We start from the raw sequence: 20,190 nt of genomic DNA on the forward strand, positions 1-20,190 counted from the left end.
TCGCATTCGTTTGCTCCTTCGAAAAGTTGAGCAAACTCTACATCAGAGCGAGGGAAGTTTCGGGGGGCAGGTCACTATCAATGTCCGCATGACCATCTATTATATCAGAAACACTCGCCTCCAGTTTTGTGATCAAGGGGGAGGAGAGCTTTTCTATCCAGTTGCTATCGGCTGACCCTATCCAGTCTCCTGTAAGTCGCGAATGATCTTGCGGATCAATATGTGAGCTTAGAAACTCGGCAATAGCTGAATGCAGAGGGGTGCCTGCTGCGATTTCTAGAGACCACATGTTTGCGATGTAATTCTCTGCCGCGTGTGCGTCATCAACGATAATCAAATCAGGGTCTTCAAAGAAAGGGTGCGTGTTAAATAGACCAGAATATGTACTGATTGCTACTTTTTCCCCCGTCAGAAACGCTGTTTTGTCAGCAGGTGCAAAGTTCTTTTTGCTTCCTGAAAGATCGACAACATCGATCCCGTATCGGTAGAGAGCTTGGCTGACTGTTTGATTGACTAATTGCTTGGTCGGGCAGAGGTATACCGCGCGTTCGCCAAATTTTTGCCGCCTCCAATCGGCGATCAAGAGGCCAACAAGAGTTTTCCCGCTCCCAGTAGGCAGTTGCAAGGCGACGTCGGCCTTCTCTGAAAATTCCGAAGCATAGGTTTCAAGAATGTCCTTTTGATGAGGCATTACGTCTGGGTACTGCCGCTTCGTTAGGGTCTTAAAATGGTCCGCCGGGGTCGCAGTCGCAATCGTAGTGGAAGTACCAGTTTTAAAAGCCATTAAGAAAATCCTGATCACACAAATTCCTCGAACAGTAGGTCAAAGGTTTCGGTGAAGTAAACTCGAATCTGCAACCTAAAGTGGTTGTCGGAAGATTTCTTTCAATGAGGATCAAGATGGTAGTGTTCGTGGCAACCTCGGGCAAAGTAATCGTCAATTGCCGCACCCCTTAGAAAATTGTTGGTCCAATCGCTGACTCGTAAAATCTGGAATATGCGCTGGGAAAGTACTGCAAAGCACTTCGGAAGGTCAGCTTTCATGAATTGCCTTTGAAAGTTTGCGGGTCCGGCCAATGACCGCTTTCCGCCTATTCTGTTGAAAAACAGTGTGTTACGGACGCAGAAAGTGATCTGATGAATGCAGCGCGTGTACCTTTCAGATCTTCCAGTGCGATCTGCGCCAGTTTTTCGGCGCCAAGCTCTTTTCAGTTTGTTGATAGAAATGGCGGGTATTCGGGCAATAGCGAAGCTCTTGAAATCAGGGACTCAGATTTATTGCCAGGATACATCACTGTTCGGTAAGTCATCCCTGTGCAGAACCATCACCGCATTTGGTCTACTGGACGGTAAATAGTCAACTGCATCCCAGTCCCAAAGAACCAGATTGATGTCATCAGGAGTGGCCCCCGTTGCGAAACTATTCACCAGGAAACCGGCGTAGTTTTCGCCTTTCAGCCTTTCTGCAACAACATGGGTTGATGGAACCAGTCCCTGGTGCATCTCGGATTCCCAGTTGTCATTGGCGATGTCTTCCCAAGTGATGCCCAATGCCTGTCTGGTTTCCCGGCTGGTCAGATCAACGATATGATGGCAATCAACCGCCAGAAAATAAAACGTATAGGGTTCTTGATTCAGGCTGAAACGCACCTCACGCGCGGCTGATTCATGAGAAAGCGACGTATAGAGCGCAGGGTCCCCGATCGGGTTGAACCGCCCACCCCGGCGCGCAGCCCCCTCCCCCGATGTTGGCAGATACGACCAGCGCGGCTTGGCGGCACGGATGACAGTACGCTGCACCCTGATGGCATGCTTCAAGCGTAACCGCCTTCTAGACGCCGCAGAATATGGGACTTCAACGCCGCGTTTTCTCCATCCTTTACGATTTCCTCGGGCGTGCGTCCGCCAAAACCCACAATGGGTTCAGACCGATACCAGGCATAGGCCATGAGCGAGTTTCCAACAGCCGGTGCAACGGCATTCAGAATCTCGACAAGATGACGCAAGGATGTCTGGACCGATACGGAAGCTACACGCTGCCGCCGAGACAAGGATTCCGGAGCAATGCCTAAGGTCTCACCAATCTCGCGCTTGGTGGTTTTAAGATGTCGGGCCAGACGATCCGGTGAGATCAGCCGGTTTTCTACAAGATCACGTAATTCCATATCGATCACTCCTGTTGCCACAATATATGGACCAAATTCTTGACAATCAAGGCGGTTCGATCCTTTGCGCCGTGCCTCGTGTAGAAAACTCAAAGCGCCTACCTGAAATTTCTCCAAAAAAGCTGCGTCCAAGATGCAACTTCCCTGCCCTCGTATTCCCAATCATTCCTCGGAGATAAGCCAATGCCGAGGCTTCCGGAGTCGCCTTCGAGCAACTGGCCACATTCCGATGCACCGCGCCATAATTGCCATCGTAAATGTGGTTGCGCAGCTCTTCGCAAATCCAAAGCAGATGATGGAAAAATGTCCTGTACAGCACGCTAAGTATTCTTGAGATTTTCCAGCCCACCCTGCGTAGTTACCTGAGGTATTAACAGTGCCGTTGGCTCCATGTCACCCCGATCAATCTTGCCCATGATCGATGTCAGGTAGGATCTATGGCTTTGAATCCTCTCAACACGTTGCAAGATATAACCTAAGGCCATGAAGCGTATCGCTGGGCCATGTGATAATTTCATTGCATACCAAGCCTCTCCAAGCAGCATATGGTCAGCCAACTGGTCCATCAGTTGATCACAATGCGCTTGGTCTCGGGCAAACCTCAATTCTGAACATAGCCGAGGGAATGCATGTTCCATTTGATCCTGGGTCACCTTAATCTGAGAATGATCTTCTTTTTTACAATTATGATTCAGTGAATGTTCTTTGTGCCCCTCAATTTCACCGTCGCCATCCCTCAAATTGATGGCCTTGCAGGGTTGTGATGGGTGGTTGTCCACAGATGCGCTCTCATTGATCTCGTCCAGCAGCTCCACAAGAACGTCATATTGCGGCCGACGGCGCAGGATCAGTCGCGCCCGAACGAGTAGATCCTGAACACCATCTGAGATGGCATCCTGAAGCCGGGTCAGCGCCAGTGTGCACTCATCCCGCAGTGTCCGAAGGGCCTCTTGTGTGCGTCGATACTCACTGGCAAGGGCTGTGAATTCTGCATGACGGGTTGCCAGTGGTAGTAGTGACAAGCCGCTGACCAGTGCCACCTTCCCTGCTTCATCTCGTCTGCACCATCTTTTGCCGTTTGCAGCGGCAACGCGTTGAATGATGCCCAACTTGATCAGCTTCGAGATGTGACGCTCCACTGTCTGAATGCTCACGTGGGCGCGCCCAGCTATTGTAGCGTTGCTAGCATAGACGATGTGATGGTCATCGGCTAATTCGCTGACACGATCAGCTGACATAAATGATAGCATAGCTCGCATAATTGAGATGCTCGTCGCTTTCAGCCCAAGTGGTTCACGGGCTTCTTCGATAGCACGGAGCTGCATCCATTTGGGCGCACTACTCCCCTGCCCGGTTAATGACCTGACTGCTCCTATTGGAGCGCAATTTGTTACTGTCCTCATGGTTTTTTGTCAGCAGACACAGAAATATCGCCCACCCAAGGGTGTTTTTTCTTGTGTGGTGATTCGAGAGGAGCTAAATTCAAGTTGCTAGACAAGATTTGGTCCTCGGGAGCATCACCGCTTTCGGGGGCTATTTCTTTCTACCTTTCTCCTTTGCTCGCTTGCCTTTGATTTAGTTCACAGCTGTGAACTTCTTACTTCCGGCCGCTCACTGCCTCAAAGCGGTCTCGGAATTCCTTCATTAAAGTTTCAATGTGCTCATCCAGCCAATCAGAGAAGCCAGGGGCCGCACTGTCATTAATGCTGATGTTTAGTCCGGAGGCCCCTTGTTTAACAGTTGCTAGGCCTTCTCCGACGATTCTGGGGTTCGGTCTAGGTGTTTCGGATTTCCTTTTTATCTCATCAAGCAGTGCCAAGAGTCGTTCATCTGAAGAAGAGCTGGGAGGCAGCTTCTCCAGTTCTCGGAGTGCGTTGCGAGGTGTGATCACCTTTTGATCCAAAGCGTCTACCAAGATCATCCACTTGGTGCGACCGAAGCCTGGTGCAGCTCCAATGGCATCACCCAGTTCGCGCGGTATTGACTTCGTGATGCGCTCCAAGTTGGACAACCCGGACTTTGTCAGAGACATTATTGTTATGACCTCTGACCTGTTCTTACCTGAAGCAATGATGTCTGTAGCAAAGCGTGCGCGCTCATAGAATGTGAGGTCCTTCCTGGACGCATTTTCGAGAGCTTTGGCGATCAGAGCCTTGTCATCATCGAGGTCGACAACGTTAGCTTTAATCTTAATGTTTTCATCCGGGTAGTTTTCTTTCAGATAGCGGCAGGCAGCCAGTCTACGACGACCATAAATGATTTGATAACGCCCGGTTCGACCAGGCTCATGGCGCACCTGAATTGGCACCTGCTGACCATTCTCTCGAATACTGTCCGCCAGTTGTTCAAGTGAATGGTTGGGGACGTCTGTGTCTTCGTCAGCTCCGGAGTTCACAGCTGTGAACTTCTCGAGCCGATCCTCCACGCCCCAATCATCAACAAGATCGGGGTCGATCTCATCAATAGCGTTATAGGTGTCCTCAATGAATTGAAGACCCGGAGTGATTGGTCGGGCAGGGGAAGGGGCCGTGTCCTTGACCTCCATAGTTGCTTGCTCTGCGATCTCCATCATGCTGGAATGACGCTTTCTTGCTCTGCGCTCCTTTGCCATCAGATGCGCCCCCACGCTTCAAGAACCATGTTTTCTACTTCTTTACCGACGGCATCCATTGATACCTTGGCTCGGTCGTAAGTTGCCCGTGTCAGGTCAGACCTATTCAACTCATAGATTGATTGCTGAAGCATGGCTGCATCACTGATGGCGGTGCTTTTTAGGCTGGTCGCGGTCATTACCCGCTCTTGGAAGAGGGCTCGCATGAACGCGACAATTGTCTGAGATGGTGTATCGACCGGCTCGTCCCGTGTAACCAAGAGGCGGTAGTTATCATAAACAAGTTTTGCTCCGCTTCTTTCAATTACCTCCATGTACGACGAAGTCATTTTGAGAAACTGCGCGGTGGATGCGACATCGAGCATCGAAGGAGTTAGTGGTACAATCACCGACGTTGCGGCCGCCATACCACCCATTGTGATAAAGCCAAGGCTGGGGGGGCTATCGATCAGAACCACATCGTAATCAGCCTCCACCGACATGATGGCGTCGTGAAGGCGCGCAAAGAAGGGTTGCTGCTTGCTGTTTAGCTTTGCCGACTCTGCCTCAAACTCAGACAGCATCAGCCCGCCTGGCGCGATCGAAAGGCCAGGAAAGTACGTTTCTCGGATGACATCCTTCATCGAAATCGGATCATGGTAAGTGATCGCGTCGTAGACGGTATCAATACTCTCATCCAGCTCGGTTTGAAGGCCGCACATTGCCGAAAGCGAAGCTTGAGGATCAAGGTCAACACAAAGCACCCTGAAGCCTTGTAGTGCGAGGTAATGTGCAAGGTGAATACATGTCGTGGATTTGCTGGAGCCGCCCTTGAAATTCATCACCTGAATTCGTTGTAGTGGCTCACCCTCGCGCCGACTGGGGAGATATCGTCCTGGAGTTTTACTGCGGGCGTCCAGAAGCTGCCGCAATTCCCAAACTTCCTGACCTGTATAATACCTGCGACCGTGCTTGATTTCACTAGCCTCGGGAATGGCGCCCTCAACAGTCGCTTTGCGAAGATACTGATGGCTGATGCCAATCAGGTCACAAACTTCTTGAGCCGGGAAAAGCCGCAGCTGCTTTATCGAGTCTGGAGCATACGCGGCAAGTAGGTGTTCTTTGATTGCGAGATTCAGTCGACTACTGATCTCACTACTGATATCAACTGGGGAGGTTGATGCGATAGGTGTGGTTGGGATCATGGTTACATCTGTATGCTCGAATTGGCGATTTACGCTCTACCATCACTGAGACCTGATGAAGTGATTCAAGTCAACCTTTTTTTACATGTAGGGTAGTGGGCTATGAGCTCTACTACATGTTGGGAAAAAAGTTCACAGCTGTGAACTTTATGCACTGAGACAAAGCGCACGCTTTTTGTATGAGTGCTTCGTATCCCGTGCACTTGGGAGCCTGTCGGGAATTGTTCCAGCGGAGTACAGAGTGACACCTAATTTTCTGGACAAGTTTGTAACTCCGTCAGCTAATCGATTTGCTTGGGGATCTATTGCAGTCTACTGCGACATGTTTCTGCATTGGCTACCCTGACGAATGCGACAGCGAACAAGACATCGGCATTGCAGTCAGAAAATCCTGCAGGCTGGCATTCCATTGAACTCTAAGTAAGTGTTCACCCTAACAGATCGGTCGCCGGGTTTTCGGCGATGTCGACATCGTCGTAGTACTTTTGCGCCTGGGCCATGGAGCGGTGCAGGGAGAGGCGCATCGCGGCCTGGATCGGAGCGCCGTCGAGCGCGGCCTGGGTCAGAAACCCTGAGCGCAGCCCATGCGGTGATGCGAAATCTTCCGGAAGCCCAGCCATTTTCAGCCGGTGTTTGACGATCTGATAGATCGCATCCGGCGACAGGCGGCGTTTCAACACTCGATCGGCTTTTGACACCGGTCGAAACAACGCTCCATCCGTGATCTGCCCGACCTCGATCCAATGCACCAGCGCCTGGGCGGCGCGTCCCTTGAGCACCAGTCGAGGCGTGTCGCCCTTGGTCGTGGTCTTAGTCTCTAGCAGGGACAGCCAGACCCGACCTTTTTCCTCAAACTCCTTGAGCGACACATCCTCGCGCATCAGCCCGGTCAGTTCCGACCGGCGCCGTCCGCCGCTGGCCCAGCCCAGCATCAGGATGGCCCGGTCGCGGCAATCGCGACGGCTGCCCCGACAGGTGGCGAGCAGCTGCTCGAGAATGTCGCGGGTGATCGGGTGCTGCGATTTCGGGGTCGGGGGCCTGGCGGCGGCGCGGCGGGCTTTGGACCGAGCCTGTTTGACTTGCGGCGTGCCAAAGGGGCTAGTGAGGTTCTTCATCCGGTGAAACGCCAGCCACGAGGCAATGCGCCGGTCCAGCGTCGACGGGGCAGGGCAGGCGAGGGATTTGCGCAGCCCTTGCGCGATCAGTGCATCTGCCACTTGCCGGGCAATGTCCTCAGGCGGGGCATCACCAAGATCGCGCGAATGATCCAAAATGAAACGAAGAGCGACATCTTCAGTTTCTGGCCAAACCGCGCCGGTGCCGACCCTCAGGGTCTTCCAGGCGGTGATGTAGAGCAGATCGCGCTCATAGGCGCGCAAGGTGTTTGCTGGTGTCCCACGCACGTAAAGGTCGGTCAACGCGTCTTGATCCGCTGCGGACAAGGCAGGGGAAGCAGCAGGGAGGTATGGGGCAGGGGGCTTCATTGTCGATTTTCCCTAACCTGTAGACTGCTCTTGCTCGTTTTCACCATGTTTCATGGTTGACCTTATGCTGTGCTGGTCCTTTAAGCGTAGACTCGGACTAAATGTGTGCCGGTACTTGTTTACAAAATTGCAGATCAAGGTGCTGCATCTACTCAGGTTGACGCCGGAGCGGGGCAGGGGTCTACGGGTTACGGACCAAAGCCGTCGCGAGTCCAGTGGTTAAGGAAAACCGACACATGAGTGCTATTCTGAGCTCATTTCCTGGCAAAATCAATAAACATGATAAGGGATACTTATCAGAGGTGATTTTGATTTGACGACGCAGCATATGTAATGAGCAAAAAGCCCTGTTTTTGCGCGTGAGGACGGTGAAGGGAAGGCAAGGCAAGGCAATGGAAATAGAACTTGTTCGACACAAGTTGTTTTCGACTGGGTATTGTTGTATAAATATAAGGCTAAATTGGTGCCAATTCTCGCATGTAGCTCGTTACAATCAGTAAATGTTTGGAACTACTGCGCTGATGCGAAAGAGCATTTGAGCGAGGCCCATTGAAGTGGAACGTTGAACTGCAATTTTTTGTATTGTTTTCTTATTCTGACCGCCGCCTGGACCTGCGGAAATATAACGGCATCTCCATAATACACTGCCCCTGACCATGGGTTGTTAACCCCAACGGGGCTACATTGTCGTAGAAGACGGCAATCTCTTTTTGGCGCAGCAATACAAGCCGGCGGCGTCGGAATTCTATGCAAAGGAGTGACACGATGCCTTGGTCGAAGATCGGAGGACCCGCTCACAGTTTGGCCGTTTACGGCGGCAGAATTGCAGCGCTTACGCCGGACAGGCAGGCGGTGTTCACCCGGAACCCTCGAACCGGCGATTGGTCGCAGATCGGTGGACCGGCCGAGGCGCTCATCGGCGGAGGATGGGATCTCTACGCAAGCTCACCTGGCGGCGGCGGCGTTTTCCGCTTCAATGGGGTCGGCTGGAGTGCCGTCGGCGGACCGGGCGCCCAATTCACCGGTGTTTGCAACGCGCTCTACGCCTTGTCGCCCAACCGCGACCGTCTTCTACGCTATGATCGGCTGGCAAACGACTGGACAGTCATCGGCCCGTCCCCTGCTGGAAACATAGTGGAGGGGGGCTCGCGCATTTGGGCCTCGGCACCGGGTGACGCTGCGATATGGGCTTGGGCGCGGTACGACGGAAGCTGGCGGCGTATCGGCGGTGCCGGTGCAGAGTGGGTCGGGGTGGGTGCACGGATCTATGGCCTTACGCCGGACCGGCAGGCGGTCTATGAATATGATGAGCGCGCCGACCGTTGGAACAGGGTTGGCGGACCCGCACAAACATTGATCGGAGGAGGAAACCGCCTTTGTGCCGTCGAGCCTAGCACGGGCGACATCTGGCGCTATTTCCGCGAAGAATCCCGATGGGAGCGGATCGGTGGTCCCGGCGCGCAGTTCGTAGCCGCGGACGAATTTGTTTGCGGACTCACACCAGACCGGCAGGAAGTCTGGCTTTTCGAGGATGACCTGGCCGAAACAAGCCGCATCCGCGCGTTCATGCTGCGGTGCTACGATCATCCCGATTACGGCCTGAGCGTTCGGCGCGGCTTCCTTGTGAAGCACGCCTCCGGCCGCGTCCTTGCCGAACACGCGGCGGACTCCTGTTTTCAACCGCTGAGCGTTCTGAAACTGCTTCCTTATCTGCATGCGCTTATTGATGCCGACCGCGACCCGAACACCTCGATGTCGACACGCGTTTCATGGTTCGAACCCGCGGGTGCCACAGGCGCTGAGCGGACGGACACTGTCTGCCTTACGGCGGGGCCCGGTACGGTCTCGGGCTCGGCGCCGCTGACAGATGCATTGCCGACGATGATGTGGGAATCCCACAACCGGTCGCTCGACGCGGTCATGGACCTGTTTGGAACGACGACCATAACACGACGGGCTCAGCAGGAGCTCGGGTTTTCGCAAACCGAGATGTATCCAGGTTGCCCGACGGCAACCCGGCCCTGGGCGGACAACATCACCACACTTCAGGACATGGCACGTCTCTATGAGGGGGTGGATGCCATGCACTTTTTTGACTTCGGGATCTCGCGGCGGCTGTTCGAGGGGAACATGATCGTCGCAGACGATTCCGACCCGACCTATAGCAGCCCCATCACTGGCCGGGACTCTGGACCCGCCAGCGCCTCGAATCTGCTCAGCGTGCTTGAGGAAGAGGCATTGGCTGCTGGAAAGCCCGGGATTGTTCAGAACTTCATGCAAAGCGTTGTTCTCCGCAGAAAGGGAGGCTCGGGCGGGCCGTCCGGCGATGACGTCGGCTATGCGGACGCTGCCGAGTTGAGCCTGCCTTTCCGGCGCGGCGGCGGCAGACCTGTAATTGAAAAGTACGTGCTTGGCTGGTTCCTCAATCAGATCCGCGACCCGGAACGCGACATCCCGCCTGACGCCGACCTCCTGATGCTCGACATTAATGACAACTGGAGTGTCGTTGGTGGTCCCGGCAGCCAATGGGTCGGGATCGGAGCCACGGCGTACGGCCTGACGCCGGATCGACAGGCGGTGTTCCGTCACGACGGGCCCGCGGGCCAATGGACACAAATCGGTGGTCCGGCTGAGACTTTGATTGACGGCGGCCACGATCTGTACGCCATTGAGCCCGGGACCAGCGACATTTGGCACTTTAGCGGGGCACCCATGGCATGGGAGCGGATCGGAGGGCCTGGGGCCGCGTTTGCGGGCGTCGGAGCGACGGTCTATGGAATATCCCCTTCAGGGAACCGGCTGTTCCGATGGAACGGCATACCGAATGATTGGACACGGGTGAGCGATAACGTTGTTTCGATAATCGGCGGTGGCGATGAAGCCTATGCCATTGACGGTTCGACCGGCGACATCCTTTCTCATGATGCGAGCGCAAATTCCTGGACGCGGATTGGCGGGCCGGGCATCGGCTTTGTCGCCGGTCAGGGCGGCCTGCTGTTTGGTATGACAACGGACCGCCAAGAGGTTTGGTCCTACAACGGTACCCCGGAATCGTGGACGCGAATTGGCAATGCAGCAGACAGCCTCGCAGTGGCCGGTGGCAGGCTCTACGGTCTCACGCCGGGTAAAGGTGCTATCTTCCGCTACGATGGCATGCCCCTCTCTTGGACGAAGGTTGGAGATGCGGTTGGTAGAATGATCGGCGGAAGCAGATTACTTTACGCACCAAGTTCACCAGTGACAACACGAAGCGCATTTGCCCGTGAACTCTACCGCGGGCCGATACAGGAGGCGCTCGCCACCTGGTGAGCGCCTTTTTTGGAGGTTAGTTCAAGAAAGGATATTGCAATGCCAATGATTGCTAAAATCCCTGTCCGGGGTTCACGGTACGGCCCCTTCTTGTCAGTCGGCCGTCTTCTTGGTCTCCGATCGAATGGCATGAAAGACTCGTTCAAAGCGCAGTTCCTCCCACAATGGAAGGATAGCGGCAACGATGTTGACGCCGCATTCAGTAAACGCTTTCTGATGATCGATCTCGGGATGACGGAACTAGCCTATGAAGATCTCGATGGCACCGAGCGGGTCGCCAAAGCACTGTCGGCAGCGGCGCAATCTTCCGCCGAAGAATTGCGGGCGATCGCCAATGCCTTTGGGCCATCAGGTGATCGGGAGGACCGGGAATCTGCCCTGGAGCGGGCCTCGAAGCTTGGGATAGCCCAAGATGATGACGATCCGGTGGCATTCTGGGGCGTCGTCCTACTTGTCGGTGCCGCTCTGTTGGTCTCTGCATGCTGCAATGAGACGGATTCCGATTGCGGCAGCAACGGAACGGACACCGACGATGACAAAGGAGGCGGAGGAACCGGCGGAGATACGGACGGTTGATGGCATGCAACGCCAAACTGGTGATGCGGAGTCGCTTGTTCCGGTTTCCCGGCTTGACGCTTCGGCACTGCATGCCATGATTCGGCGAAACGAAGATCGTTTGGCGCTTTTCTTCCCCGGTCTTCTGCACGCGGGCGCTTCGCTCGAAAAAACTCGTCGCTACATCGATCACCAAGAGGAGATGGAGCGGGCAGGGCGCGGTTTCATGTTCGGCATCCCCGCATCTGACGAGGGGCTTGCGGGCCTAATTTTCCTGAACGCCATCGACCCGGACGCGCGGGTGGCAGAGGCAGCGGGGGTGGTCGATTTCGCCCACGAAGGCTGCGGTCTGATGAGCGGTGCCATGCGTTTGGTTTTTGATATCGCACGTGATCGGCTGGGTCTGGCACGGATTCGCTTTCTGATCGCGCCCAACAACGCCCGGTCAATCGCACTGACCGGAGCTCTGGGGTTTCGGCGCGAACCCCGCAAGCTGCGCCGGTTTGCAGCCGGAACCAACCGGGAAACGCTGCTGCACCGCTACACATTAGAGCTCTGTCGTTAAGCACGGGACTGTTCCGAAGTTGGGGGATCCGCAGCCGTACCGAGGCCTCTCGCACGGGTAAGGCGTCGACCCTGACGACTGAAGGCTGACATGACTGGAACACTTGGGGCGAAGCTTGGTTGCTTGGCCCTCATATCAGATACTCATGTGAACCCGGATGAGGATGTGTGCAACTCACCCTTTCCGGTGAATCGGCAGGCCAACCGCCGGTTTCGCCACGTCGTTCGGGAACTGAACCAGCAACCTGCGGAATTTGTCGTTCACACCGGCGATCTGGTTCATCCGGATCTGTCGCAAAGGTATTGCCAAGTTGTCTGGCGTTTCGACGGCGACTAAAGGCATTGAATGAACATTCCATCCAGCATGCCGCGCCTGAAGGGCTTTCGCGACCCTCGTGAAGTCATTGCCTACGCGGTTTGGGCATACCATCGGTTTTAAGCACGTCGTTTGGGGGTGCTTCAAGCTCATTTACAAGACCACTACGCGACCACTGATTTCCTCAGAACCAGAAACGTCATCATACCCATCGGCGGAAGAGGTCTTTGCTCATCAACAGCAAGGGCTTCCTCTTGCAGCACCGTTTCGATATTGAAATCAGAATGCCAGCCGATTGTATTTGCAAGTGGGGCAAAAACGCGTTCCAGAGTTGCGAGCAGCCCGCGCGTTCGTTGGAAGTGGTTGGTAATTACCACTCTGCCGCCCGGTTTACAGACCCTTGCTATTTCCGCCATCACACTTTCCGGTTCAGGAACAACGGATAACACATGCATCGCTGCAACCGTATCGAAATGGTTATCCGGAAAATCAAGCATGCGAGCGTCCATTTGCCGTAGCTCCGCAACATGGTTCAGCGATAGATCTTTCACCTTGTCGCGTGCCTTTTGCAGCATGTCTTCGCTGAAGTCGATTCCTGTTACCTGTGTCTCTGGCCCGTAGTGTTCCAGTGACAACCCGGTTCCCACGCCAACCTCCAGTACCTTACCTGGGTGTCTATTGATATAATCAACCGCGTGCTGCCGGCCGACATTAGTAACCGCCCCAAACGTCATGTCATAGACGGGGGCCCAGCGAGCGTAGGAGGTTTGAACGGCTTTGATGTCCATATCGAGTCCTTAACGGTTAGAAGGTATTTCCCTGTCGACCCACGCCCAGGCAACCATTCCCACATAACCGACACACAGCGCGATCAGCGTCGCCCATGCAAAGGTCAGCAGTGCGGCCCCCGCAACAGCAACACCGATGAGAAAGTACTTCGCGTTCTCGCGGGAGATCCGCGTCGTCTTGAAAGACCAGGTTGGTATCCGGCTGATGAGCAAAAGGCCAATCATCAGCATGTAGAGGCAAATCAAAATACTGGGCAGCAATGGGGCATCCGCGAAAGCGAAGGACAGATACATTGGCAACATAACCAGCAGCGCCCCTGCAGGAGCCGGGACCCCTTCGAAATAGGCATTGTCATGATCGCAGGTCTCGGATTTGCCACCCACGTTAAACCGCGCCAGACGCATGACACAGCACACTGCAAAAAACAGAACGGCAATCCACGCCGCGCTGCGTATATCCTGCAAGGCCCAGAAATAGAGAACGATCGGTGGCGCGACCCCGAAGTTCAGGAAATCTGCAAGTGAATCGAGCTCGGCCCCCAGTTTGCTGTCACTGCTGAGAAGGCGGGCAATGCGGCCATCCAGCCCATCCAGCACACAGGCTGCAATAATGAGCTGCACAGCGAGCACGTAGTTGCCCTGAACGCCAAATCTGATTGCAGACAGGCCCGCGCAAATGGCCGTTATGGTCAGCGCATTTGGCACCAAATGGATCAGCGCAAACCCAGTCTCTTCCTGCTTGGATGGTTCTGCCACTGATCCCGCCACCTACGTTTCTTTGGGTGTATGCAAACTGGCAAGGATGGTTTCGCCAGCAATCATCGTTTGCCCGACACGTACCTGCGGCTCCACGCCATCTGGAAGGTAGACATCCAGCCGAGACCCGAAACGGATCAATCCAAATCGCTCTCCGGTTTGCAGTGAATCTCTCGGTTTCACGAAACAGACAATCCGTCTGGCCACAAGGCCGGCAATCTGGACAACAGCCAGATCCTGACCGTTTGTCATGCAAATACGCAGACTGTTGCGCTCGTTGTCGGCACTGGCCTTGTCCAGGGATGCGTTGAAAAACTTGCCGGGGCGATAGGCAACGGCGCTTATCTCACCCTCAATGGGAGACCGATTAACATGACAGTTGAAGACACTCATGAACACACTGACGCGGGTGAGGGGCGCGTCGGGCATCCCAAGCTCGCTCGGCGGTATCGCCGGTTCGATCAGCGAAACCACCCCATCCGCGGGGCTGACGATCAGCCCTTCTCCTGTGGGGGATACGCGGTCCGGGTCGCGAAAGAAATAGTAGCACCAGATTGTTAGGCCGACACCAATCCAACCCAGAATGTCTGACAACAGAAACAGACCGACGGTTACGGCGGCAAAGATTGCGACAAACCGAATACCTTCCGGGTGCATCGGTTTGATGAACGTATCGCGCATGCGCATCGCAAACTTTCCCTTAGGTCAATTGACGGAACTTTCATAAGTGGATTGGTGGGGAACGCAAGTGCGACGGGTGCAGACAGTTCATTCTTTGAGATATCTGATGCACACCTGCTGATGGTTCTGTTGCGAAGTTTCCTGCAGTTCGGAGAAATGCATCTAACCTGCGGTGTTAAGCAGCCAGTTCATTGAATTGTTGAAATGGACAGAGTCCAGGTGTGAATTGACCTTTACGGATCATGTGCGCGACTTCGATGCCGGCCAGAGTGGCTGAAGCTGAAGCAAAGGACTTGAAGCCGAGCATCGGGCGGGTTCGTCTTTTGATGAAATGGTGATCCTGTTCCACAATGTTGTTCAAATATTTCCGCCTGACCATCTCAATTAGTATCGGGCATCCAAAGCCCTTTAGCATCTTGTTAATGGCCTTGATGCCAGCGGTGTTAGCGCCGCTTTTGTCGATGACAATCTTTCTCGGAAGGCCGTTGACCTCCAGCATCCGGGCGAAGAACTTTGTGGCAGCGGGTTTGTTTCGACGTTGCGAGAGCATGAAATCAAGCGTCTTGCCATGCTTGTCGACGGCTCGATAGAGATAAACCCACGCACCTTTCACCTTGATGTAAGTCTCGTCCATTCTCCAAGAGCGGTCGCAAGATCCTTTGCGGCGACGCGCGTACTCAGCGATCGCGCCAGAGTATCGAGCAACCCAACGGTTCAGCGTGGTGTGATCGACCGAAACACCTCTCTCTCGCATGATCTCCTCAAGGTCACGGTAGGACACGCCGTATCGAACATAGAAGAACACGGCGAACAAGATCACGTCCTTCGGATATTGCGCACCTTTGAAAGAGATCATGAACTGGTTCCCGACTGAATACACCGGCGATCATTCACCGTCTGAATTCGAGCGCGTCAATAGTCAAAAGTTTGCAACAGAGCCCGACGGCCTGCGTGCGGGCGGCATGCCTGAATAGGCTAAACAATCTGCTAGAGTTTTGAGGCACAGCTGACCAAAGCCGACTTCCGCTTATGGCACAACGCCGACATAGCCCCAACGTCGGCAATGCAATCAAATCGGATCTTCAGAGTTTCGCGCCAATGGCAGGTTTGTCCGGAGGTTGTGTGAAAACTTCGACCCACGAGCTCTCTCGTCGCGCTCGTGTTCGGCACCTGTGCAAAAGCTCACTCAGAAGTGCAAGAGAACGCACATAGAGGCTGTTTTCGACATATTTCGCCGGACAGTCAGAGTTTTCACACAGCTTCTCCGCGTTGTGTGAGTTCGGTTTGAACAGGATTTTGCGCTCGCGGCGAAGGTCTGCAATGCGGGCTGCGACCGCAGCATCGAAACAACGGGTTGGATGTCGGCTCTGGGCCGTCCTTGGCATCGATAGGGTATAGGCAGGTCCCGATGCTGCGCTGCCTCCGAGGTCCGCCGTGAGCCCACAGCCACTCAAGTTGGTCTAGCCCTCACTAGGGCGGTCGAGTGTAGACAAAGCCATGATATGCTACCCACATTTCATACTGTGGACGTAACATGCCGTATGCTGATCTGAATGGCGCGCGCATTCACTTCACCGATACAAAAGGGGCCGGAGAGACCATCGTGTTTTCGCATGGTCTCCTTTTCAGTGGAGCGATGTTCGCGGCGCAAATTGACCATTTCCAAAAACGATATCGTTGTATCGCATTCGATCACCGTGGACAGGGGCAAAGCAGTGTAACCGAGTGTGGGTACGATATTGACACCCTAACGGCTGATGCAGTGGCTCTCATCCGACATCTGGGTATTGAAGGCTGTCATTTCGTTGGATTGAGCATGGGAGGATTTGTTGGCATTCGATTGGCAGCACAACACCCAGAATTACTCAATACACTGACTCTGCTCGAGACCTCCGCAGACCCTGAACCACATGAAAATGCTCTGAAATACAGGAAGCTAAATTTCGTGGCCCGCTGGATCGGACTATGGGCTGTAATCGGGCGCGTCATGCCAATAATGTTCGGTCAATCTTTTTTGAACGATGCCTCTCGTACAGACGAAAAGAACAGATGGGCGAAGGTAATCATCAACAATCACCGTGTTGGTATTACCCGCGCTGTTATGGGGGTAATAGACCGCGAGGGATGCGCGGATCTCTTGAGCAAGATCGAAATTCCCGTTGGCATTGGTGTCGGCGATGAAGACGTTGCAACTGTTCCGGCGAAATCCCAACGCATACGTGCGGCGATAACGGGCGCAGAACTGCAGATTTTCAAACGTGCGGGTCACTCTTCATCGATAGAGACGCCAGAGCAGGTGAATGAGCTAATTGAGCGGACGATCCAGCGATAATTTTTGTTAGTCGCCGAATTGAGCAACCACGCTGATCGAGTATTAACATCTGCTTTGTCCGCAATCTGTGAGTTTGACCATCTCAAAACAACCACCGCGTTATCAAAGCACTAATGTAGGCAGTCGAGTTTGACGCGATTGCAACTTCTGAAGATCAGGTGCGAGCTCGACATGCGCTTGACCATTCCGTTGCATATGTTCTGCCATCAAGACTCCCTGACTTCTGCTGTTAACAAACAAAGCCTATGCTAAACGTCAGCGCCTCCTGGGCAAGACGACTTGGGCTTGGAGGCGAAAACGAACGCCCTCCGCACCCACCTCGGGTGCCTCCAGCCAAAAACCGACCCCGGCTTGCAGATTGACCGGCACCGCCCCCCATTGCACTAGGCGCGAGACCGAGGCATTTATCGGCACGGCCCAAGTTTTAGCCTCCCAGTCATAGGTGCTTTCGCTTTGAAGCGAATAGGTCCAGGCACCTTCAGTGGAATAAGCAAGAAAAGGCTGGAGAAAACTCACATTCGTGGGGGTTTCGGGATTGCTCTCCAGATCCCACAGATGATTGGCCAGCGCACCATAGGTCCACGGCCCGGTCTGACGCAGGGCAATGCCGGTGATCCCGGCTGCCCATGTGTCGCTTGACACGTCACTAAAGGTTGGTAACCGCACGACCGGACCAATGCCCCATGTCAGATCCCCTGTTCTTGTAGGAGAAAACCATGCGGAGAACAGAATATCGCCGACTCCTTCCTGACGCGTCCCCGGGACAACGTCTTCCTGCCAGATGTAAGGAATGATCGTACGGGTGATCAGGTTAAGGTCATTGTTAAGTTTAAAGGGCACGACCGGCTGAAAGTTCAACGTGGTGCGCGACCCCTGATCAGAGACACCCAGGTTATCATCATAGTTCAACTGAAACGGAACCGAGATGATGGCAGCAAGCGGGTTGGCCAGTTCCTGGGCCAAATCGGCGGCCTCGTCTGCAACGGTTGAGGTTCCTGCGCTGGCTGCAAAAAACAGCCCGACAAGTACATGGAATCGACGCATAGCCGCGTACTCCTTTTGAAAGGCGGGATGGGTGAGTGGCCTAGTTGATCGGTTCCACCGTCGGGAACGACCACCTACCGCTCAGGATTGCATCCTCTGGCTCGTAAAGGCGGACCGCGTAGTTCCACCCCGGAGTGATCGGAAGGCAGTTCACGCGACCGTCCTCGCACCCACCGAAATGGAGCGTGACTGATCCGTCATCCGCGGCTTCGGCTGTGTAGCCGTTGTAGCTGTTAACACCCAGATCATTAGCAGCCAGGAAACCCTCGCCATTATAGACGGTCACTGACCAGAACGCCCGAACCGGGACATCCTTAACTGTAACCACATGTGGCGTTTCTCCGTCATTCTTATCGACCGCGCCCAGCAGGTAAATTGCTGTCTCAGGCGGCAGGCCGCCCCAACCCGAAAGCGCCCCAACCAGAAACTGAACCGGGTCAACGTCCTCTTTGGTTCTACCAAAGGCACGCGACGTATCGATGCCAAGCAGGGACAAATCGCTGATTGCCTGACGCGCTACGGCGAGTTGTTCGGTATTCCAGTTGGGCGCATCAAACGGACCAGTTCCACCGCCACTGACGACAATCTGATCCTGCGCCACCCGTGCTGCGGCGATGTCATCTGGGTCGGTTACGTCTGCAAAAGTGCGGAAGGCGATGAATCCGAATGGCGTACCAAGGTCTTCTTCGGTGATCAGGTAAGAGCCAGGCGTTGCCTCGGCGTACATGAAATGATCCTGGTTGATGACATGCATCGAGATGTAACGGCCATCCGCTTCGGGAAGCGTTACTTCGACTGGTTCGCTCAAATCCAATAGAACGGCGGAATAGAGCGTGTCCTGGTTCATGCGGATCACTGGCTGATTGTCAGGTGTGGTGGCTTCGCGCATATGCCCTAACTCGCCAACGGCCAAGCCGAGATTATTCATGTTGGTGCGGAACATATGGTCCGTTTCAGCGCGCACGAGATTGTCCACGTTCACATCGACAACATCCTCAGCCCAGACCCCTGTCGGGAGTGTAAGAGCGACTGTCAGAAAAAGAATCTTCATCTCAGCATCCTGTTTTTCAGTTCACGGGTTGCACGGTCGGGAAGGCCCAGTTTCCGTCGATTACTTCGGGGCCGGGCTGATAAAGGCGTACCGCATAGTTCCAGCCATCCATGATCGGAAGGCAGTTGGCGCGACCGTCGTCGCAGCCGCCGAAATGCACGGTCACGCTGCCGTCGTCATTCCTGGTGCCCGAAACCGAATTGATCACGTAGGCGTCGAGGGAATTGAGTTCAAAGAATCCGTCTGCATTGTACAGGCTCACAGACCAGAATGCGTTTACGGGCACATCCGCCGGCACCTGGATATTGTATTCGCCGAGCGGCAGGCCGGGCTCGATATTGAGATAGAAGGCTTCCTCTTCCGGTAGACCTCCAAAGCCGACTGCTGTGCCCAGGAAATGGCGCAACGGGTCGACGTGATTTGCCGTGCCAAAGGTCCGAACGCTATCTGTGGCGAACCTGCCCAAGTCAATCGCGGCCTGGCGCACGGCCGCGAAGCTTTCGGTGTCATAATTGGGCATTTCGAAGGGCTTTGCCGAGGCAGCCTCGATAGTGAACCCGTCCTGAATTGTGTTGACCACCGCGATGTCCTCCGGACACTCCGCATCCACCAGTATTCTCATAAAAACAAGTACGTAGGGGGTGTCGAATGTGTCCATGTCGAGCTGAAACACACCACCACCAGCAAATACTTCATTGATGAAGTGGTTCTGATTGACCACCATCGTCGTCATGTACCGGTCGCCCACATCAGGCAGTGTTAAGGTCGCGCCTTTGCTGATGTCGATAACCGCAACGCTATAGAGCGTGTCCCTGTTCATCCGGATAGTGGGCTGATTGTCGATTGGAGTCGGTTCTTTGAAGTGGAAGAACTGGTTTACGCCTCCGGCCAACCTGTCATACGTTTTCAATTCATTGTCAGTCGCAGCCCGAACAAAGTTACTTATGGTGACCGGCACCTCGTATGTCTCGGCAAGTGCATCGACTGTGGTATCAAAGCTCTGAGCCGTCGCGGAGTTCCCTAACGCTGCAGCCAAGGCCGCCAGCTTCCAGCGTTTGTGCGTGTGATTGATCATTTGCCTCTCCACTAACCAACTATAAAAATGCATTGCTTGATGGTCCCGGCACCTGATCAGGCGCGCATACTCACGCCCCTCACTTTGCGGTGTGCAGAAATTCTACAATTGGAACCGTGGCCATCGCTTTCCAACAAAACACAGAACTCGAATGTATGCCCTGACAGATTGGAATAATCGCGTCGGAAAACTGGTTCAAAATGACAGATTGCGAAAATGCTTTAACCAGCCAGTCAGAGCTTTTTCTACTTTTCGGCCATGCAGCTGACCGATCA

The 20,190-nt window shown here is 54.3% G+C and carries 19 protein-coding genes and 1 pseudogene; 6 read left to right on the forward strand and 14 right to left on the reverse strand.

Features of this window, described 5'->3' with window-relative positions; genetic code table 11:
* Positions 1 to 37: 37 nt before the first annotated feature.
* The 7 genes from Q0816_RS21690 to Q0816_RS21720 form a co-directional block, all read right to left on the reverse strand.
* On the reverse strand, positions 38 to 784 hold the full coding sequence (locus tag Q0816_RS21690; protein WP_298854547.1) for a DEAD/DEAH box helicase: 747 nt from the start codon (positions 782 to 784) through the stop codon (positions 38 to 40).
* A gap of 491 nt (positions 785 to 1,275) precedes the next feature.
* Positions 1,276 to 1,818, reverse strand: coding sequence for an RES domain-containing protein (locus tag Q0816_RS21695; protein ID WP_298854549.1), 543 nt, complete (start codon positions 1,816 to 1,818; stop codon positions 1,276 to 1,278).
* Positions 1,815 to 2,165, reverse strand: coding sequence for a hypothetical protein (locus Q0816_RS21700; protein WP_298854551.1), 351 nt, complete (start codon positions 2,163 to 2,165; stop codon positions 1,815 to 1,817). The genes Q0816_RS21695 and Q0816_RS21700 overlap by 4 nt, the downstream gene beginning before the upstream one ends.
* A gap of 320 nt (positions 2,166 to 2,485) precedes the next feature.
* The gene (locus Q0816_RS21705) at positions 2,486 to 3,568 is read right to left on the reverse strand and encodes a helix-turn-helix domain-containing protein (RefSeq protein ID WP_298854553.1); all 1,083 of its coding nucleotides are present in this window, start codon (positions 3,566 to 3,568) and stop codon (positions 2,486 to 2,488) included.
* A 194-nt stretch (positions 3,569 to 3,762) separates the two neighbouring features.
* Positions 3,763 to 4,776, reverse strand: a complete 1,014-nt coding sequence (repB, locus tag Q0816_RS21710; protein WP_298854555.1) for a plasmid partitioning protein RepB — start codon at positions 4,774 to 4,776, stop codon at positions 3,763 to 3,765.
* Positions 4,776 to 5,960, reverse strand: a complete 1,185-nt coding sequence (repA, locus tag Q0816_RS21715; protein WP_298854556.1) for a plasmid partitioning protein RepA — start codon at positions 5,958 to 5,960, stop codon at positions 4,776 to 4,778. Before repA ends, repB begins: the two co-directional genes overlap by 1 nt.
* Before the next feature lie 428 nt (positions 5,961 to 6,388).
* Complete coding sequence (locus tag Q0816_RS21720) at positions 6,389 to 7,444, reverse strand: tyrosine-type recombinase/integrase (RefSeq protein WP_298854558.1); 1,056 nt, start codon at positions 7,442 to 7,444, stop codon at positions 6,389 to 6,391.
* 765 nt (positions 7,445 to 8,209) lie between these two features.
* Between Q0816_RS21720 and Q0816_RS21725 the strand changes: the two genes are divergently transcribed.
* From Q0816_RS21725 to Q0816_RS21745, 5 genes and pseudogenes are all read left to right on the forward strand, one after another.
* Positions 8,210 to 10,753: a serine hydrolase gene (locus Q0816_RS21725; RefSeq protein WP_298854560.1), complete on the forward strand. Its 2,544-nt coding sequence runs from the start codon at positions 8,210 to 8,212 to the stop codon at positions 10,751 to 10,753.
* A 129-nt stretch (positions 10,754 to 10,882) separates the two neighbouring features.
* Positions 10,883 to 11,329 (forward strand): hypothetical protein, encoded by a 447-nt coding sequence (locus tag Q0816_RS21730; protein WP_298854562.1) that lies wholly within the window; start codon positions 10,883 to 10,885, stop codon positions 11,327 to 11,329.
* A 4-nt stretch (positions 11,330 to 11,333) separates the two neighbouring features.
* On the forward strand, positions 11,334 to 11,873 hold the full coding sequence (locus Q0816_RS21735) for a GNAT family N-acetyltransferase (protein WP_298854564.1): 540 nt from the start codon (positions 11,334 to 11,336) through the stop codon (positions 11,871 to 11,873).
* A 90-nt stretch (positions 11,874 to 11,963) separates the two neighbouring features.
* The gene (locus Q0816_RS21740; RefSeq protein ID WP_298854566.1) at positions 11,964 to 12,209 is read left to right on the forward strand and encodes a hypothetical protein; all 246 of its coding nucleotides are present in this window, start codon (positions 11,964 to 11,966) and stop codon (positions 12,207 to 12,209) included.
* Positions 12,210 to 12,218: 9 nt separating this feature from the next.
* A pseudogene (locus Q0816_RS21745) lies at positions 12,219 to 12,308 on the forward strand (IS6 family transposase); the annotation flags it as partial.
* Positions 12,309 to 12,352: 44 nt separating this feature from the next.
* Here the strand turns inward: Q0816_RS21745 and Q0816_RS21750 are convergent.
* The 4 genes from Q0816_RS21750 to Q0816_RS21765 all read right to left on the reverse strand — a co-directional run bounded on the left by Q0816_RS21750 (position 12,353) and on the right by Q0816_RS21765 (position 15,269).
* Entirely contained in the window at positions 12,353 to 12,976 is a 624-nt protein-coding gene (locus Q0816_RS21750) for a methyltransferase domain-containing protein (RefSeq protein WP_298854568.1), read from the reverse strand.
* A 9-nt stretch (positions 12,977 to 12,985) separates the two neighbouring features.
* On the reverse strand, positions 12,986 to 13,732 hold the full coding sequence (gene pssA, locus Q0816_RS21755) for a CDP-diacylglycerol--serine O-phosphatidyltransferase (protein ID WP_298854570.1): 747 nt from the start codon (positions 13,730 to 13,732) through the stop codon (positions 12,986 to 12,988).
* 12 nt (positions 13,733 to 13,744) lie between these two features.
* On the reverse strand, positions 13,745 to 14,419 hold the full coding sequence (locus Q0816_RS21760) for a phosphatidylserine decarboxylase (protein WP_298854572.1): 675 nt from the start codon (positions 14,417 to 14,419) through the stop codon (positions 13,745 to 13,747).
* A 169-nt stretch (positions 14,420 to 14,588) separates the two neighbouring features.
* Complete coding sequence (locus tag Q0816_RS21765; RefSeq protein WP_298854574.1) at positions 14,589 to 15,269, reverse strand: IS6 family transposase; 681 nt, start codon at positions 15,267 to 15,269, stop codon at positions 14,589 to 14,591.
* A 678-nt stretch (positions 15,270 to 15,947) separates the two neighbouring features.
* Here Q0816_RS21765 and Q0816_RS21770 point away from each other — a divergent pair.
* On the forward strand, positions 15,948 to 16,745 hold the full coding sequence (locus Q0816_RS21770; RefSeq protein WP_298854577.1) for an alpha/beta hydrolase: 798 nt from the start codon (positions 15,948 to 15,950) through the stop codon (positions 16,743 to 16,745).
* Between the two features lie 255 nt (positions 16,746 to 17,000).
* Here the strand turns inward: Q0816_RS21770 and Q0816_RS21775 are convergent, their stop codons facing one another.
* Genes Q0816_RS21775 through Q0816_RS21785 form a run of 3 tightly spaced genes read right to left on the reverse strand, consistent with a single transcriptional unit; the run spans position 17,001 to position 19,948 of the window.
* Positions 17,001 to 17,789 carry a transporter gene (locus tag Q0816_RS21775; protein WP_298854579.1) on the reverse strand — a complete coding sequence of 263 codons (789 nt, stop codon included), beginning with the start codon at positions 17,787 to 17,789 and terminating at the stop codon, positions 17,001 to 17,003.
* A gap of 40 nt (positions 17,790 to 17,829) precedes the next feature.
* Positions 17,830 to 18,840 carry a DUF1254 domain-containing protein gene (locus Q0816_RS21780; protein WP_298854581.1) on the reverse strand — a complete coding sequence of 337 codons (1,011 nt, stop codon included), beginning with the start codon at positions 18,838 to 18,840 and terminating at the stop codon, positions 17,830 to 17,832.
* Positions 18,841 to 18,856: 16 nt separating this feature from the next.
* Complete coding sequence (locus tag Q0816_RS21785; protein WP_298854583.1) at positions 18,857 to 19,948, reverse strand: DUF1214 domain-containing protein; 1,092 nt, start codon at positions 19,946 to 19,948, stop codon at positions 18,857 to 18,859.
* Positions 19,949 to 20,190 lie beyond the last annotated feature (242 nt).

The sequence above is a fragment of the uncultured Ruegeria sp. genome, assembly GCF_947497005.1.
Lineage (GTDB): Bacteria > Pseudomonadota > Alphaproteobacteria > Rhodobacterales > Rhodobacteraceae > Ruegeria.

What these genes read in the sequence shown, in the direction of transcription:
- Q0816_RS21690 (WP_298854547.1), bottom strand. Translation starts at nt 784, where the DNA reads ATGGCTTTTAAAACTGGTACTTCCACTACGATTGCGACTGCGACCCCG.
- Q0816_RS21700 (WP_298854551.1), bottom strand. Translation starts at nt 2,165, where the DNA reads ATGGAATTACGTGATCTTGTAGAAAACCGGCTGATCTCACCGGATCGT.
- Q0816_RS21705 (WP_298854553.1), bottom strand. Translation starts at nt 3,568, where the DNA reads ATGAGGACAGTAACAAATTGCGCTCCAATAGGAGCAGTCAGGTCATTA.
- repB (WP_298854555.1), bottom strand. Translation starts at nt 4,776, where the DNA reads ATGGCAAAGGAGCGCAGAGCAAGAAAGCGTCATTCCAGCATGATGGAG.
- repA (WP_298854556.1), bottom strand. Translation starts at nt 5,960, where the DNA reads ATGATCCCAACCACACCTATCGCATCAACCTCCCCAGTTGATATCAGT.
- Q0816_RS21720 (WP_298854558.1), bottom strand. Translation starts at nt 7,444, where the DNA reads ATGAAGCCCCCTGCCCCATACCTCCCTGCTGCTTCCCCTGCCTTGTCC.
- Q0816_RS21725 (WP_298854560.1), top strand. Translation starts at nt 8,210, where the DNA reads ATGCCTTGGTCGAAGATCGGAGGACCCGCTCACAGTTTGGCCGTTTAC.
- Q0816_RS21730 (WP_298854562.1), top strand. Translation starts at nt 10,883, where the DNA reads ATGAAAGACTCGTTCAAAGCGCAGTTCCTCCCACAATGGAAGGATAGC.
- Q0816_RS21735 (WP_298854564.1), top strand. Translation starts at nt 11,334, where the DNA reads ATGCAACGCCAAACTGGTGATGCGGAGTCGCTTGTTCCGGTTTCCCGG.
- Q0816_RS21740 (WP_298854566.1), top strand. Translation starts at nt 11,964, where the DNA reads ATGACTGGAACACTTGGGGCGAAGCTTGGTTGCTTGGCCCTCATATCA.
- Q0816_RS21750 (WP_298854568.1), bottom strand. Translation starts at nt 12,976, where the DNA reads ATGGACATCAAAGCCGTTCAAACCTCCTACGCTCGCTGGGCCCCCGTC.
- Q0816_RS21760 (WP_298854572.1), bottom strand. Translation starts at nt 14,419, where the DNA reads ATGCGCATGCGCGATACGTTCATCAAACCGATGCACCCGGAAGGTATT.
- Q0816_RS21765 (WP_298854574.1), bottom strand. Translation starts at nt 15,269, where the DNA reads ATGATCTCTTTCAAAGGTGCGCAATATCCGAAGGACGTGATCTTGTTC.
- Q0816_RS21770 (WP_298854577.1), top strand. Translation starts at nt 15,948, where the DNA reads ATGCCGTATGCTGATCTGAATGGCGCGCGCATTCACTTCACCGATACA.
- Q0816_RS21775 (WP_298854579.1), bottom strand. Translation starts at nt 17,789, where the DNA reads ATGCGTCGATTCCATGTACTTGTCGGGCTGTTTTTTGCAGCCAGCGCA.
- Q0816_RS21780 (WP_298854581.1), bottom strand. Translation starts at nt 18,840, where the DNA reads ATGAAGATTCTTTTTCTGACAGTCGCTCTTACACTCCCGACAGGGGTC.
- Q0816_RS21785 (WP_298854583.1), bottom strand. Translation starts at nt 19,948, where the DNA reads ATGCATTTTTATAGTTGGTTAGTGGAGAGGCAAATGATCAATCACACG.